Origin of the sequence: Phenylobacterium sp., from assembly GCF_036563285.1 — a bacterium.
Classification (GTDB): domain Bacteria; phylum Pseudomonadota; class Alphaproteobacteria; order Caulobacterales; family Caulobacteraceae; genus Phenylobacterium.
Genome location: NZ_DATCMR010000011.1, coordinates 1,183,304 through 1,197,863, shown reverse-complemented (window position 1 = coordinate 1,197,863; position 14,560 = coordinate 1,183,304). Strand labels below are relative to the sequence as shown.

Genomic DNA, 14,560 nt, shown 5'->3' with positions numbered 1-14,560 from the left:
GGCGCAGCGGCGCCCCGCGGGCTGCGACTCCCGCCATTCTTGCGCCGCAGAATCCTAGCTGATACCCCCCGCCCTTCGTCGGAGAGGCCATGGACACCGCCACCCATATGCTACGGACCGGACGGCGCGGGACGCTGTTCGAGTACCAGATGGCGCTGCGCGACCTCCGGAACTCCTTCGAGCGGATCGGGCTGGCGTGGTCGCTCGCCTGGCACGACGTGGTCTCGCGCTATCGCGGCTCGATCCTGGGGCCGCTCTGGATCACGCTCTCCATGGCCCTGATGGTGCTGGGGATCGGCTTCCTCTACGCGGGCCTGTTCCAGCAGCCGATCGACACCTTCATGCCCTTCGTGGCCATGGGCATCGTCTTCTTCGGGGTGATCGCGGGCGTGATCACCGAGGGCTGCCAGACCTTCGTCAACGCCGCCGGCATGCTCTCCCAGACCAGCCTGCCGATGTTCACCTTCGTCTGGCGCACGGTGCTCCGGAACCTCATCTACCTGGGCCACCACCTGATCATCGTGGTGGGGGTGCTGATCTGGTTCGGCGCCTGGAAGACGTCCAATCCACTGCTGGCGTTGGTCGGCGTGGTGCTGATGGTCGGCAACCTGGCCTGGGCGAGCATGCTGCTGGGGATCGCCTCGGCGCGGTTCCGCGACGTGCCGCAGATCGTCATCTCGGTGGTGCAGTTCGCCATGTTCATGACGCCGGTGTTCTGGCTGCCGGACGCCCGCTTCAGCGACAACCACCTCGTCCTCGTCGCCAACCCGTTCTACCACCTGCTGGAAGCGGTCCGCGCGCCGCTGCTGGGCGAGGCGGTGAGCGGGCTCACCTATACGGTGCTGATCGCCATGCTGGTCCTGGGCTGGGCTGCGACCTTCTCCATCTTCGCCACCACCCGCCGCCGGATCGTGCACTACCTATGAAGGCTCCGCCCGTCTCGATCTCCTGCCGGGACCTGTCGCTCCGGTTCCCGGTGTACGGCGTCGACGCCAAGTCGCTGAAGAAGAAGCTGGCGCAGGTGGCCGTTGGCGGCCGGCTGGGCTCGACGCTCGCCGGCGCCACCGAGGTGACCGCGCTCTCGGGCGTGTCCTTCGACCTTAAGGCGGGCGACCGGCTGGGCCTGATCGGCCACAACGGCTCGGGCAAGACGACCCTGCTGCGCGCGCTCTCAGGCGCCTACGAGCCGGACGAGGGGCAGATCGAGATCGAGGGCCGCATCGCCGCCCTACTCGACCTGCAGCTCGGCATCGATCCGTCCGCCACCGGCATCGACAACATCCGCCTGCGCGGCCGCATCGCCGGCCTCTCCTCGCGCGAGATCGAGGAGCGGATGGACGAGATCGCCGAGTTCTCCGGACTGGGCGCCTTCCTGGGCCTGCCGGTGAAGACCTATTCGGCCGGGATGCAGGCCCGCCTGGCGTTCGCGGCGGCGACGTCGGTGGAGGCCGACGTGCTGCTGATGGACGAGTGGCTGGCGGTGGGCGACGCCGACTTCCAGAAGCTGGCGCACAAGAGACTCCTTAAGCTTGTAGAGCGGGCCGGAATCCTGGTGCTGGCGAGCCACGACCATCACCTGCTCAGGCTCTACTGCAACAAGGTCATGCGGCTGGAGGGCGGGGTGGCGTCGCCGGTGACGGACATCCGCAAGCTTGACGAATTGCTGGCGGCCTAAGGCCGCAGCGGAATTCCTTCGAGGGTCTCGCGGACCACGGCGGCGAAGGCCGCCGGCGAGCAGTCGCGCTTCACCGCCGCCAGCGCCTGCTTGCGGATCGCCGTCCAGAGCTCGGCGTCGCGGTAGAGGCGCGCGCAGGCGCCGGCGAAGTCGGCGGGCTTGTCGGCCACCAGCAGCTCACGGCCATCGCTCCAGCCGAGCTGCCCGGCCAGCAGCGAGGTGGCGACCACCGGCAGGCCGCGGGCGGCGGCCTCGTGCACCTTCATAGGCGTGCCGGCGGCGAAGCGGGTGGGCGCGATGAACAGGCGCGCCTTGCCGTAGAGCGGCGCCAGGTCCGGCACCATGCCGAGCAGCTGCACCCGCGGCGAGGCCAGCGCCTGGACCGTCGGCGCCGCGCTGCGGCCGGCGACCTTCAGGACCCAGTCCGTCCCGATCAGCCGGTCGAGCTTCGGCATCACCTCGCCGACGAAGAACACCAGGGAGTCCGAGTTGGGCGAGTTGTCCTCGTCGAGCGCGCCGACGAACAGCACATCGCGGCGCGGCGCGAAGCCGGTGCGCGAGGGCTGGGCCTCGATGCCGTGGCCAAGCACGCGCACGTTCCCGCAGCCGGCGGCGCGGAAGCTCGCGGCCTCCGCGGCGTTGACGGCGAACACGGCGGCGGTGTCGCGGGCCAGCGCCAGCTCGGCCGCGACGGCCGCCGGAGAGCCCTTGGCGTCGCGCGCGGCGAAGATGGCCTCGGCGTCGTAGATGATCCGGTCGCGCGTGAGGAACTGCGGAACCTGCCGAAGCGCGCGCGCGAACGGCTCCATGTTGTGCGGCCGGCTGACAATGGCGGCGTCATAGAAGCCGACCCGTTCGTGCATGAACTGCGCGAGGTTTTCGCGCCCCCGCTCCGCGGCGATCTCCACGTCCGGCGGAACGGCGGCGTAGGCGGTCGTCCAGTCCGCGTCCGGATGGAAGGCCGGATAGAAGGTCACGAACCAGCCGGCGGCGTGGGCGGCGTGCAGCAGCTCGTTGGCGCGCGGGTAGCCGGCGCCCAGGTGGCGGTAGGGGACCTGGTCCTCGACGATGAGCAGGCGGCGTTTCGGCGGCGGCCGGATGCGGGCGTCGAGCTGCGGGGCCTGCGGCGGCAGGTGCTCGGCGTCCAGGACGGCGCGGTGGCGCTCCACGAACCGGTCTCGGTGGCGGCTCTGCAGCTCCAGGGCGGCGGCCGAGCTCTCGGAGCTGCCGAACTCGAAGTGCAGCACCTCGATGGCCGGATCGTAGGCTACGCGGAAGCCCGCGCCGCGGATCCGCATGCACAGGTCGGTCTCTTCGTAATAGGCCGGCGCGAAGGCCTCGTCGAACCGGCCCAGCCGCTCGAACAGGTCGCGGCGCACCATCAGGAAGGCGGCCGAGCAGTAGTCCACGTCGCGTCGGAACTGGAAGTCGGGCTGCCACGGGTCGGCCCCGCGGCCGTGGCCCACCGCCGAACCGTCGCGCCAGATGATGGAGCCCGCCTCCTGCAGCGTCCCGTCGAGCAGCACGATCTTGCCGCCGACCGCGCCGAGGTCGGGCTCCTGCTCCAGACGCGAGCAGGCGGCCGCGACCGAGCCCGGGCGTACGCGGGTGTCGTTGTTGAGCAGCAGCAGGGCCTCGCCCTTCGCCTCGCCGGCGGCGAGGTTCACGCCGCGCAGGAAGTGCAGGTTCTCCGGGCTGCGGATCACCCGCACCCCGTCCAGGCGGTCGAGCAGGTCCGAGGTCCGGTCGGAGGAGGCGTTGTCGAGGACGATCACCTCGCTCGGGCGGTCGAGCGCGAACGCCAGAGAACGGAGGCACTGGTAGGTGAGCTCCGCCTGGTTGAAGAGCACCAGGAGGACGGACACCTCCGGCGTCGTGGACGTCGGGAGCGTCAGGCGCTCGCCGCTGGCCAGGAAGGCGTCGAGCTCCTCGCGGCAGAGGTCGCGGAAGGCGGCCTTGCGCTGGGCCTCGCCGGGTGCGGCGGCGGCCTCGGCCGGCGTCAGCGTCGGCCGAGGCGCCCGGCCTGGCAGCAGCACGGTGCGACCCTGGTCGGTGAGCACGCGCCTCAGACCCTGCACCTCCTCGGCGTGGAAGATGCGCTCGGGCGGCTGGATACGGTCGCCCGTGCCGGCGTGGATCCAGCGCATGCCCGCCGTCTCGCAGGCATGGAACACGAGCCGCTCGATGGCGTGGGCCAGCGTGCCGTCCTTCTGGCCCGCCTCGAGCTCGAAGTCCTTGTAGGCCAGGTTCAGGTCGAGCAGCGGCTTCAGCGCCGAGCTGCGCGCCCAGAACATCGCGCCGGCAGGGAAGTCGAGCGCGCTGTCCGGATAGAGGGCGAACCCCATCCGCTCGCCAAGGGCGCGGCACGCAGGAAAGTTCTCGCCCCAGATCATGTGGCGGCGCACGAAGGGGAAGGTGCGCGGGGCGACGACACCGAGCTTCGGAAGCCGCGCGAAGGCCTCGTAGACCCCGCGCACGCCGGCCGGCGACGGCAGCAGGCTTTCCAGCGTCTGGTCGCGCCAGCCTTCCAGCTCAGCGGTGTGCACCGACCGCTTGGTGTGCAGCAGCAGCAAGAGCTCGTAACGCGCGAAGACGTCCCGGAAGCCGATCAGCTGGGGCGCGATGTTGCGGCCGCGGTTCGGGGTGATGCGGACCTCGACCGCGCCAGGCCAGCCGGACAGGGCGGCCAGCGCGGCCTCGCGCTTCGCCTCGGTGTCCGTCGAGACGAAGACGTCCGCCGGATAGGGCAGGTTCTCGAGGCTGGCGACCAGCTCCGGCAGGACCTCGACGTAGTAGGCGTGCACGAGCACGGCGGTGCTCGGCGGCGTCCCCAGCGGGGCGACCGGATAGTTCAGCGGCAGGTGCAGGACGGGTTCGAGACCGCCGCCTGCGGGGCCGGGGGGCGCGCGGCCGGCGAGGCTGTGCATCAGCCAGATGGCGGGACGGCCGATGGCGCGCAGCGCCGCGCGGGCCGCCGGGCGCTCGATCACCTGGGCGCGGACACCCCAGACCGTACGGACCAAGGCGTCGACGAAGAGGCCGCGGGCGGCGGCGAACGGGCTCATCGGGCGGGCTTCAACCATGCGTCGGGGATCAAGTCCACCGCGCGGCGAGTTGTCGGGCGACCCCACGAGAGGAACCCCAAATGAGCATTTTCGGCTCGATTATGTCCAAGATCTTCCGCCCCGGCGCCGCCAAGGCCCAGCCGGCCCCGCAGCCGCGCCAGCCGGCCCCTGCGCAGGCCACGCCCGCGCCGCAGGCCGCGCCCGCCGCCGCTGCGCCCGCGCCGCAGGTGGACGTGGAGGCCGTGCTGGATGTGATGGCGCAGGACAATCCACAGAAACTCGACTGGCGGCATTCCATCGTGGACCTGATGAAGCTGCTCTCGATCGATTCCAGTCTCGGCGCCCGCAAGGAGCTGGCGAAGGAGCTCGGCTACACCGGCGACATGGACGATTCGGCGTCCATGAACGTCTGGCTGCACAAACAGGTGATGCGCAAGCTGGCGGAAAACGGCGGTCTCGTTCCGGACTCACTCCGTTAAGGCCAAGCTTTGCTACAGCAGAGCTTGAACTTACGGCAGAGCTTGCTTTTGTAGCTCTGCCGTAGCGGAGCCTCTTTACTTCATTTTGCGGTTACGCTTGAAGCGTACCGTGCCCCTGTGCTTACAACCTGCGCCATTCGGCCGCACCGTTTGCTCGGCTTGGTTTGTGGTGGTGGGGATAACGCGGGTCTATCAGTGAACCCGGGGGCACGGATCACGGCGACCGCGGAGGCAGAGTTGCTTGTTCTGGTGGTAGAAGACGAGCCTGTGATAGCCGCTTCCATCGAATGGGAGCTGATGGCCGCAGGCCACGAAGTCCTGGGGCCGGCCAGCAGCGTCGACGAGGCGCAGGAGCTGGTGCGCCGGCGCCGCCCTGACCTCGCCTTCGTGGACATCAACCTGGCCGGCGCCGACGAGGGCGTCGGACTGGCGCGCGACCTGCGCCGCCGGTGGGGCGTGCACAGCCTGTTCGTCACCGGCCAGATCACCCAGGCGCGGCAGAACAGCGATGCGGCGCTGGGCGTGCTCGCCAAGCCGTTCGCATTCGAGAGCCTGGTCGCCTGCGTGCCCGCCGCCGCCGAGTTGGTCAGCGGCCGGACGCCGCCGCGCATCCCGCGGGGCCTCGAGGTCTTCGCACCGATCGCCCAGCCGCCGCGCGGCGACGGCCGGGGTTTCGAAGCCTCGCTCGCTCAGTAACGGCGGCCTTCCGGCTCCCCGTCCTTCATCGACGGCGCAGGGCATTTCCCGGCGCGGGCCTGCACCACGTAGAACAGCGCGCGGCCCGAGGCGAAGTTGTAGCGCTCGCTGACCGGGTTGGTGTCCTCGCCCGTCAGCAGGCTCGGCGCTTCGCTCGGCGGGCGCAGGTCACCCGGACCGGTGGGCGCAAGCGCCTGCTGGTTCCAGCGGGCCAGCGCGCCCGAGCAGGCGGCGACCGCAGCCTGGGCCACGTGGTCGGCCGGATCGGGCGAAGCGGCGAGCGCATAGCTCCAGCGATGCAGGCAGTCGTCGACCGCGCCGCGTCCCTCCATTGGCCCGGCGGGCGCCGCAGAGGCCTGGCCGCCCTCGCCCGGGAAGGGCGTGCAGATCCGGTTCCCGGCGCCGCCACCTGAGGCGCGCTGCTCGCCGGGGTCGTCACAGGCGGCCAGGGCCAGGCAGCCCAGGGCCGCGATCGCAGCAGTCCTGCGGATCATCGGCAGACGCGGGTCTGGCCGTAAACGACCTCGCCGTACTGGTTGTAGTACGGCTGCTCCACCCAGCGGCAGCTGGAGGCGTAGCTGGTCGGCCGGTAGTCGCCCGTCCGGGCCGCATAGGTGCGGCTGCGCGAGGCGCTTCGGCGGGTTGGAGTCGAGCAGCCGCTCTTGGCGACCTGGTGGCCCACCACGGCGCCGACCCCGGCGCCTAGCAGCGTGCCCTCGGTCTTCACGCCGCGCCCGGCGACGGCGTTGCCCAGCAGGCCGCCGGCGATGGCGCCCACGGCGGTGCCGGTGTTCTTGCGGCCCTTGCAGGACGCATCGGCGGTGGCTGGCACGGCCAGCAGGGCCGCGGCGCCCGCGGCCAGAAGGAAGCGGCGCATCATGTCTCTCCTCTTTACTCGAGCCCTACGCCTGCGGGCTCAGCGGAGGAAAACCAACGGGAGCGGCTTTTGGGTCCGTCTATGTCAGCCAGTCGACAAGGCCGAGCTTGGCCATCCAGGCAACGCCCAGCTCCACGGCGCGGCGGCGCTCGACGGGGAATTCCAGCAGGAGCTGGCGCACCGTCGTGGCCCTGCCCGAGGCGATCAGGTCGAGGGCGCGCGCGCATTCGTCTAGGCTCGCGCGCCAGCCGGAGAACGCCTGGTCGAGCTCGATGGGCTTGGTGCAGCGGACGTCCTCGCCGGAGACCCCAGGCGCCGCACCGATCCGGCCGTCGAGGCTCAGGGCGTGGGTGGCGAAGCCGCGGAAATCGCGGAACGGGTCGCCCTTCACGGGATGCGGCCGGCGCGCCAGCGCGGCCGTGTCGGCCCCGGCCCGGATCCGGCCCAGCTCCTCGAACAGCTCACGGTACTGGCGCGCCACCACCGGCCAGTCGAAGGCCTCGGCGATCCGCGCGCGTCCCGCCGCGCCCATGCGGCGGCGCAGGTCGGGGCTCTTTGCCAACTCGGCGATCGCGCGCGCTGCGCGTCCGACGTGTACGGCGGTGTGCTGGGCCACGGCGCCGACGTAGGCCTGGTAGGTGTCGATGCTCAGGCTGTGGCGCAGCACCATGGACTCGCCGAGGCCCCCGGCCGGCGGCAGCAGCGTCGGGACCAGGAAGCCGTCGACCCCGTCACGCACGGTGGAGCGGTAGCCGTCCCAGTCGCTGGCCACCACCGGCAGGCCCGCGGCCATGGCCTCGATGGGCGTGATGCCGAAGGTCTCCTGGATATTGTCCACCAGAGACAGGAAGATGTCGCCGGCGGCCCAGAGCGCGCCGACCTGGTCGAAGTCGTTGCCGTCGAGGAAGTGGACCGGCACGTCCGGCGCATAGGCGCGCGCGGCGGTCTCGTAGTAGCCGCGGTCCCGCTCGCCGGGGAACCAGCCGGCGAGCGCGAAGGTCAGCTTAACGCCGGTCTCGTGCGCCGCCGCCTGCACCGCCTTGAACATCGCCTGCGGGAAGGCCTTCTCGAAGAAGGAGAGCCGCCCCACCCAGATCACCAGCACGTCGTCGTCGGCCAGGCCGAGCTCGCGCCGCAGGCCGGCGCGGGCGTCCGGGCGGTCTGCCAGGCCCGCGAAGCGCGCGGCGTCGACGCCAAGGGGAATGATCGGCAGCTGGGCCGCGGGCGGCGCAGACCCGCCCATCCGCTCGGCCAGGTACTCGTGCCACTCGCCGAACATCTGGGTGAGCCCGTCGCGGACGCTGGGCGAGGTGCAGACGATGGCGTCCCACGGGTGGGTCGGCGCCACCGAGACCGCCGCCGTCATCTCCCGCATGAACGGGGGCGCGAGCGTATGCACCAGGCCCGCCAGGCTGTAGGCGGCGTCGCCGACGGTGCGGCGGCGCAACCAGGCCAGGTCGGCCACCTCCGGCTGGCCGCGCAGCAGCGCGCCCGTGGCGGCCACCGTGCGCTGGTCGAGGATCACCCCGCCTTCGATCCTGGTCGGGGTGGACGCGCCGTCGAGGAGGCTGGCGATCAGCTCGTCGGGCTCGGTGGGCCTCAGGCTCATGACCTGGAGGCGCTCGAAGCCGCCGTGCAGCGCCAGCGCCCGGAAGAGGCCGAGGTTGGCGACGCTGGCGCCGAACGGATTGGTCTTCAGTCCGAAGGGGCCCGGCGGATGGAAGATCGAAAGGTCGGCCACGGGCCCCGCCCATAGCGCGGGCTGCGGCGCGAGGCCACTCGCCTTCCGCGCCAGCTCCGCTAGATAGCCCCGCGAGGCAGGTTCGGAGGCAAAACGTGACGGAGGGGCAGGACGAGCGGGAGGCAGCGTTCCAACGCGCCCTCAAGCTGCAGCGCGCGCGCCGCCACGCTGAGGCCATCGCCCTGTTCGAGCCGCTCACCGAGCCCGCCCTGACGCTGAAGGTGGCCGTCGGCCTAGGCATCAGCCTGCTGGAGGTCGGCCGCTTCGCGGAAGCCGAGCGCTGGCTCGGCGCGGCGGCCGCTGCGAGGCCGAACGAGCCGGAGGTGCGCCGGCTGATGGGCAACCTCTACGCGGAGCAGGGCCGCACCGCAGAGGCCGAGGCCGAGTACCGCGCGGCGCTGTCGCTCAGGCCTGACTTCCCCCAGGGACAGATGGCGCTCGGCAACCTGCTGCTCTCGCTGGGCCGCTACGCCGAGGGATGGCCGCTGATCGAGCCGCGCGTGGCGCTCAGCCCCGAGACCATCCCGCCGATCAATGTGGCGTTCCCGGAATGGCGCGGCGAGCCGCTGGAGGGGCGTTCCATCCTCGTCTGGTACGAGCAGGGCCTGGGCGACCAGATCCAGATGTGCCGCTTCGCCCAGAGCCTGAAAGCCCGCGGCGCCGCCCACGTGGCGCTGGGGTGCCGGCCGCAATTGGTGGACCTGATCGCCACCGCGACCGGGGTCGACGAGGTGGTGCCGGTGCCGCTCGGCCAGCCGGTGACGGTGAAGCGCTATGACTTCTGGAGCCGCTACTTCTCGCTCCCCGCCCCGCTGGGCATCACCCTGGAGACCCTGCCCAAGGCGCCCTACCTCTCCGCGCCGGCCGACCGGCGGGCTCGCTGGAGCGGTTTCTCAGGGGTGGGCCTGGCGTGGCGGGCGAGCCCCACCGGCTTCAACGCCGACCACAAGAACCTGCCGGACCGCTTCGCCGAGCAGATCCTGGTGCAGGGCGCGGTCAGCCTGCACCCGGAGGACACCGGCGTCGGCGATTTCGCCGACACCGCCGCGATCATGGAGCGGCTGGACCTGGTGATCTCCATCGACACCTCGGTGGCGCACCTGGCCGGCGCCATGGGAAGGCCGGTGTGGACCCTGCTGCCGCGGGTGCACTGCGATTGGCGCTGGCTGCGCGAGCGGACGGATTCGCCCTGGTACCCGAGCATGCGACTGTACCGCCAGGAGCAGCCCGGCGACTGGGAGCCGGTCGTGTCGGCGGTGCTGGCGGACCTGGCCGCCCGCGCCTAACGCGCCTCGAGCGCGGCGCGGACCTCGGCGATGACGCTCTTCCAGTCGCCGCGGGCGGGTTGCCGGAACAGGCGGATCGACGGGTACCAGGGGCTGTCGTTGCGACCTTCCATCCAGCGCCAGTCGGACTCGTAGGGCAGCAGCAGCCAGCAGGGCTTGACCATGGCGCCGGCCAGGTGGGCCGCGGCGCTGTCGACCGTGATCACCAGCTCCAGCCCGGCCATCAGCTGGCGTGTGTCCTCCATGTCGCCGACGGCGGTGTCGCCGGGATGCAGGCTGGTCACCCCCGGCCAGCCGGCGAGCTCGGCGGCGACCTCGTCGGGAAGTGAGCGGTTGGCGTCATTGACGTGCTGCGGATTGCCCTTGGCCACCAGGCCAATGCCCGAGCCGCCCGCCTTGCCGGGCAGGTAGGGGGCCGGCGGGATGGTCTCCACGGTCGTGCCCAGGCGCAGCGGCAGTGAGGCGGTCATCACCCAGGCGTCGTGCGGCTGCAGCCTCACCTCGCCGGCCGCGGGGATCACGCGCACGCCCATGTGCTGGAACAGCCGCTTCAGCCGCGGCGGGCAGACCAGGGTCACGTCGATCCCCCGCGCCTGCAGCACGGGCGCATAGCGGGCGTACTGGATCTGGTCGCCCAGGCCCTGTTCGGGCCAGATCACCAGCGAGCGGACCGGCTCGCCCTTCCACTCCGGGAAGCTGAGCGTCGTGGGCCGGCGGCGGTCGCCTTCCTTCTCCATGCGGGCTTCGTAGAGCGGCCAGCCCTCGGCGTACTTGCCCTGGCGCAGCAGGACGAAGGCGAGCTGGCGGCGCGCCACCGGATCGGCGGGGTTCGCGCCCAGGGCGTCGCGGTAGGCGGCTTCGGCCTCGGCGGTGCGCAGGTGGCGCTCCATCAGCGCGCCCAGCTTCAAGGCGGCCAGCGGGTCCTTGGTCTGCCGCCAGATGGTGGCGTAGATCTTCGCCGCGGCGTCCACCTGCCCGGCCTGCTCGGCGGCGCGCGCCTGGCGGTCCAGCTCGGGGACGCTGAAGGACTGGGTTTGGGGGTCAGGCACGGCTCGGCTCGGGTCAGCGGACGACGGGGCCGATGTTTGAAGGGCCGCTCGCCGATAGGCAAGCGCGGCGTCTGGTCTCTCTCAGGAGGAGAACTGGCAGGGGAAGAAATGGCGCGCCCGGAACGATTCGAACGTCCGACCCTCAGATTCGTAGTCTGATGCTCTATCCAGCTGAGCTACGGGCGCGCTTGGCCTTACGGCGAGGGGCGCTATCTAGCGACGGCCCGCGCGGGATTCAACCGCTGATTTCCCGGGATGCGGCCGCCAGCACCGCCTGGACGGTCGCCGCCCAGCCCCCCTGCTCCGACTGCCGGAACAGCCGCGCGGTCGGGTACCACGGGCTGTCGTCGCGCCCGCGCATCCAGCGCCAGTCGGTCCCGATGTGGGGGAGCAGGATCCACACCGGCTTGCCCAGGGCGCCGGCCAGATGCGCCACCGAGGTGTCCACGGAGATCACCAGGTCGAGGCTCGCGACGATGGCGGCGGTGTCGGCGAAGTCCGCAGCCCCGGTGTCCTCCGGCAGCAGGCTGACTGCGCCCGGGAGGTCCATCAGCCGCTCGGCGAGCTTGGGCGGCAGCGAGCGGTTGGCGTCGTTGGCGTGCCTGGGGTTGCCGCGCACCGCAAGGCCGATGCGCGCGCCTTTCTGCGCCAGGGCCGGGGGCGCCTTGAGGTAGGGCTCGGCGGGGATGGTCTGCAGCGTGATTCCGGCGCGGCCCGGGATGGAGGCCGACATCACCCAGTAGTCCGGGTCGGGCATCTCCACACGACCCTTTGCGGCCAGGACGCGGACGCCGTCGAGGCTGGCGTCGAAGAGGCGGAACAGCTCCGGCGGGCAGATCAGGCTCACCTCGGCGCCCTGGCGGGCCAGCCACGGGGCGAACCGGGCGAACTGGATCTGGTCGCCGTAGCCCTCCTCCGGCCAGATCAGGACGTGCTTGCCGGCCACCGGCTCGCCCTTCCACTCCGGAAAGGCCTGGGCCGGCTTGCGGCCGCCGGCGTGCGCCATCTGGTGGCGGTAGTCGAAGAGCGGCCAGCCCTCGGCGAACTCGCCCTTGGTGAGCAGCACCCCGCCCAGGGCCACGCGGCTCTCGGCGCTCCCGGGCCGCAGCTCGTGGGCCTTGCGCAACGCCGCCTCGGCATCTTCCAGCTTGCCCAGCTGGTGCATTAGGGCGCCGAACGCGTGCTGGACGTTGTTGTGGTCGGGATAGCGCTTGCGCAGGCGGCGGAGCTGCTTCTCCGCTTCGGGATACCGCCCGGCCTCGATCTCGTTCAGGGCCTTGGCCACCTCAGCGTCGACGGCGAGGTGCTCCGGCGTCTCGCTGCGGACCGCCACCGGGCAGGTCCAGCTCTGCGGATCGATCTTGGCGCCCGCCGCCTTGTGGCCGGCTTCCCTGGGCAGGCAGAACAGGTTCACCGACACCACCGGCCCGAACACGTTCTCGGCCACGCCGTTGGGGTTCTTCGGGTCGAACAGGGCGGGGGTATGCCAGTACTGGTCGTAGCCCAGCTCGTCGATCAGCGAGATCACCTCCTGTTGGTTGGCCTCGCGGTCGTTCTCCACGTAGAGGACCGGCCGGCAGCGCAGGATGGTCTCGCGCGCCCCGCGCAGCACGTCCGGCTCGAACCCTTCCACGTCGATCTTCAGGAAGCCGCAGCTCTCCAGGCCCAGGCTGTCGACGGGCGTGAGCCGCGTGAGCCGGCCCGGCGCGCCGGCCTTGGCCTTGAACACCGGCAGGCCGCCGAAGTTGAAGTCGGAGCCATAGTCGACCTCCGGAACCACCACGTGGCCAGGCTCCGCACCGGAGGCCTCCGGCAGGGCCACGACGTTCCTGATGTCGTTCAGCGCCAGGTTGGCGCAGAGGATCTGGAACACCCGCTGCTGGGGCTCGAAGACGTAGAGGGTCCCCGGCGCGCAGGCCCGCGCCAGCGGCACGGTGTGGGCGCCGATGTTGGCGCCCACCTCCACCACGGTCATGCCCGGCTTGACCACCTGCTCGAAGAGCCGCTGCTCCAGGCCGCTGAACTCGCCGTACACCTCCAGCGAGCGGGTCACGTACTGGTCGCCGCGCAGGGCCAGCATGGGGCCGTGGACGGTCTGGATCTGTCGCGCGTCAGGTTCGCTCATGGTCGCAGGTCTTCGTACGCGGCGGCCACGGCCCCGATGACGGATGTCCAGTCCCCGAATGACGGCTGCCGGAACAGCCGTAGCGACGGATACCACGGGCTATCGCTGCGGTCGCGCAGCCAGCGCCAGTCGGTGCGCAGCCAGGGCAGCAGGACGAAGCAGGGCCTCCCGAGCGCGCCGGCCAGGTGGGCGAGCGCGGTGTCGACCGTGACCACCAGGTCGAGCTGCGCGACCATCGCGGCCAGGTCGGCGAAGTCGCCCACCGGCTCGGTCAGGTCGATCAGGGTCGCGCCGGCGGCTTGCAGCGGCTGGGTGAGAAGCTCCGGCGACGGCAGCGAGCGATGGCGGTCGTTGGGGTGGGTGGGGCGTCCTCGCCAGGCGAAGCCCACGGCGCCCTTGGGCCCATGCCCCGCCCACTTCGCGCGGCGGTCGTCCGGGACGCGGAGGTAGGGCGCGGCGGGAATGGTCTCGAGCGTGGTCCCCCGCCAGCGTGGGATGGAGAGCGCCAGCGTCCAGTGGTCCGGCACGGGGAAGCTGTCGCCGCGGGCCAGCACCTCGACGCCGAGGGTCCGGAACAGGTGCGTCAGCGGCGGGTCGGTCACGAGGGTGACGCGGGCGCCCTGGGCCGCCAGCACCGGGGCGAAGCGGGCGAACTGGATCTGGTCGCCGAAGCCCTGCTCCGGCCAGATCAGCAGCGACCTGCCGGCGAGCGCCTCGCCCTGCCACTCGCCGGGCATCGGGAGCGGCCGGGCGTTCTGCGACGGGATCAGCTTGCGGGCCTCGCAGAGCGGCCAGCCGCGTTCGTAGTCGCCCTGCGCCAGGCGCACCTGGCCGAGACCCAGGGTCGCGGCAGCCTGCTCCGGTTCGAGTTCGACGGCGCGGGTGAAGGCTTCGGCGGCCTCGTCCAGCCGCCCGACGGCCGAGAGGGCCAGCCCGTGCTGGTAGTGCGCCCGGCCGGATTGCGGCTGGGCCTGAACCGCCGCGTCGGCGGCGTCGACGGCTTCGTGCGGGCTCAGCGCCATGGCGGCAGGTGGGGGTCGGCGAACACCTCCACGCCGGCGTCGCGCGCCCGGCGGCAGAAGGCGTCGAGGTCGGCGAGATAGCGGCCGGTCCCGGGCTCGATCAGGCCCTCGAAGACCATGGGCGCGAGCTCGTCCGACGCGCCGCGGACGTCCCGCAGGCTTGCCTGCAGGGATGGATAGGCGTCCGCCACTGTGCGGGCGGCGTCGCGGCGCACCACCAGCAGACCGGGCGCGATCCCGCCATCCGCCGCCGCCGCGCCGGCGACGGGCTTGCCGCCGTGCACCAGCCGCAGCAGCGCGTCCGGCGCGAAGCCGATGTCGCCGTCGCCGATCACCAGGTGGGTGGCCTCGCCCCGCAGGAACTGGGCCAGCAGCCCGGCGCGGGCCCGGCTGACCAGCGCCTCGCCGCCGCCGAGGTCGGTGCGCAACCGGATGCCGCCCGCCGCGCAGGCCGCCTCCAGCGCCAGGAGCGAGCGTGCGAAGACCGTGGAGGCCATGCCGCCGTAGCAGTGGACGCCGAACAGGAGGAACACCTCGGCCAAGCC

Annotated in this window: 13 protein-coding genes and 1 tRNA gene; 5 read left to right on the top strand and 9 right to left on the bottom strand. The window is 71.8% G+C overall.

What is annotated here, in order from left to right:
* Positions 1-89 precede the first annotated feature (89 nt).
* Together VIL76_RS16720 and VIL76_RS16715 are read left to right on the top strand one after the other, a co-directional pair.
* Positions 90-926: an ABC transporter permease gene (locus VIL76_RS16720; protein WP_332046168.1), complete on the top strand. Its 837-nt coding sequence runs from the start codon at positions 90-92 to the stop codon at positions 924-926.
* Positions 923-1,675, top strand: a complete 753-nt coding sequence (locus VIL76_RS16715) for an ABC transporter ATP-binding protein (protein WP_332046167.1) — start codon at positions 923-925, stop codon at positions 1,673-1,675. Before VIL76_RS16720 ends, VIL76_RS16715 begins: the two co-directional genes overlap by 4 nt.
* Here VIL76_RS16715 and VIL76_RS16710 read toward each other — a convergent pair.
* Positions 1,672-4,740, bottom strand: coding sequence for a rhamnan synthesis F family protein (locus tag VIL76_RS16710; RefSeq protein WP_332046166.1), 3,069 nt, complete (start codon positions 4,738-4,740; stop codon positions 1,672-1,674). The two genes, VIL76_RS16715 and VIL76_RS16710, sit on opposite strands and share 4 nt — an antisense overlap.
* 80 nt (positions 4,741-4,820) lie before the next feature.
* Here VIL76_RS16710 and VIL76_RS16705 point away from each other — a divergent pair, with 80 nt between their 5' ends.
* Together VIL76_RS16705 and VIL76_RS16700 are read left to right on the top strand one after the other, a co-directional pair.
* Complete coding sequence (locus VIL76_RS16705) at positions 4,821-5,219, top strand: DUF3597 domain-containing protein (RefSeq protein ID WP_332046165.1); 399 nt, start codon at positions 4,821-4,823, stop codon at positions 5,217-5,219.
* Positions 5,220-5,336: 117 nt separating this feature from the next.
* Complete coding sequence (locus VIL76_RS16700) at positions 5,337-5,915, top strand: response regulator (RefSeq protein ID WP_332046164.1); 579 nt, start codon at positions 5,337-5,339, stop codon at positions 5,913-5,915.
* On the opposite strand, the gene VIL76_RS16695 is transcribed toward VIL76_RS16700, so the two are convergent.
* The 3 genes from VIL76_RS16695 to VIL76_RS16685 form a co-directional block, all read right to left on the bottom strand.
* Positions 5,909-6,409 (bottom strand): hypothetical protein, encoded by a 501-nt coding sequence (locus VIL76_RS16695; protein ID WP_332046163.1) that lies wholly within the window; start codon positions 6,407-6,409, stop codon positions 5,909-5,911. The two genes, VIL76_RS16700 and VIL76_RS16695, sit on opposite strands and share 7 nt — an antisense overlap.
* Entirely contained in the window at positions 6,406-6,795 is a 390-nt protein-coding gene (locus tag VIL76_RS16690; RefSeq protein ID WP_332046162.1) for a glycine zipper 2TM domain-containing protein, read from the bottom strand. The genes VIL76_RS16695 and VIL76_RS16690 overlap by 4 nt, the downstream gene beginning before the upstream one ends.
* 76 nt (positions 6,796-6,871) lie before the next feature.
* Positions 6,872-8,533: a glycosyltransferase family 4 protein gene (locus VIL76_RS16685; protein WP_332046161.1), complete on the bottom strand. Its 1,662-nt coding sequence runs from the start codon at positions 8,531-8,533 to the stop codon at positions 6,872-6,874.
* Between the two features lie 95 nt (positions 8,534-8,628).
* Here VIL76_RS16685 and VIL76_RS16680 point away from each other — a divergent pair, with 95 nt between their 5' ends.
* The gene (locus VIL76_RS16680; protein ID WP_332046160.1) at positions 8,629-9,819 is read left to right on the top strand and encodes a tetratricopeptide repeat protein; all 1,191 of its coding nucleotides are present in this window, start codon (positions 8,629-8,631) and stop codon (positions 9,817-9,819) included.
* Here the strand turns inward: VIL76_RS16680 and VIL76_RS16675 are convergent.
* The 5 genes from VIL76_RS16675 to VIL76_RS16655 form a co-directional block, all read right to left on the bottom strand.
* Positions 9,816-10,868 (bottom strand): hypothetical protein, encoded by a 1,053-nt coding sequence (locus VIL76_RS16675; RefSeq protein ID WP_332046159.1) that lies wholly within the window; start codon positions 10,866-10,868, stop codon positions 9,816-9,818. The two genes, VIL76_RS16680 and VIL76_RS16675, sit on opposite strands and share 4 nt — an antisense overlap.
* 109 nt (positions 10,869-10,977) lie before the next feature.
* Positions 10,978-11,054: transfer RNA gene (locus VIL76_RS16670), tRNA-Arg, on the bottom strand.
* 49 nt (positions 11,055-11,103) lie between these two features.
* Entirely contained in the window at positions 11,104-12,993 is a 1,890-nt protein-coding gene (locus VIL76_RS16665; protein ID WP_332046158.1) for an FkbM family methyltransferase, read from the bottom strand.
* Positions 12,990-14,015 carry a tetratricopeptide repeat protein gene (locus VIL76_RS16660; protein WP_332046157.1) on the bottom strand — a complete coding sequence of 342 codons (1,026 nt, stop codon included), beginning with the start codon at positions 14,013-14,015 and terminating at the stop codon, positions 12,990-12,992. Before VIL76_RS16660 ends, VIL76_RS16665 begins: the two co-directional genes overlap by 4 nt.
* A complete protein-coding gene (locus VIL76_RS16655) occupies positions 14,006-14,557 on the bottom strand; it encodes a hypothetical protein (protein ID WP_332046156.1) in 552 nt (183 codons plus the stop codon). Before VIL76_RS16655 ends, VIL76_RS16660 begins: the two co-directional genes overlap by 10 nt.
* Positions 14,558-14,560: the final 3 nt, after the last annotated feature.

Coding starts and splice junctions, on each gene's coding strand:
- VIL76_RS16660 (WP_332046157.1), bottom strand. CDS start 14,015: ATGGCGCTGAGCCCGCACGAAGCCGTCGACGCCGCCGACGCGGCGGTT.
- VIL76_RS16715 (WP_332046167.1), top strand. CDS start 923: ATGAAGGCTCCGCCCGTCTCGATCTCCTGCCGGGACCTGTCGCTCCGG.
- VIL76_RS16690 (WP_332046162.1), bottom strand. CDS start 6,795: ATGATGCGCCGCTTCCTTCTGGCCGCGGGCGCCGCGGCCCTGCTGGCC.
- VIL76_RS16665 (WP_332046158.1), bottom strand. CDS start 12,993: ATGAGCGAACCTGACGCGCGACAGATCCAGACCGTCCACGGCCCCATG.
- VIL76_RS16705 (WP_332046165.1), top strand. CDS start 4,821: ATGAGCATTTTCGGCTCGATTATGTCCAAGATCTTCCGCCCCGGCGCC.
- VIL76_RS16710 (WP_332046166.1), bottom strand. CDS start 4,740: ATGAGCCCGTTCGCCGCCGCCCGCGGCCTCTTCGTCGACGCCTTGGTC.
- VIL76_RS16695 (WP_332046163.1), bottom strand. CDS start 6,409: ATGATCCGCAGGACTGCTGCGATCGCGGCCCTGGGCTGCCTGGCCCTG.
- VIL76_RS16720 (WP_332046168.1), top strand. CDS start 90: ATGGACACCGCCACCCATATGCTACGGACCGGACGGCGCGGGACGCTG.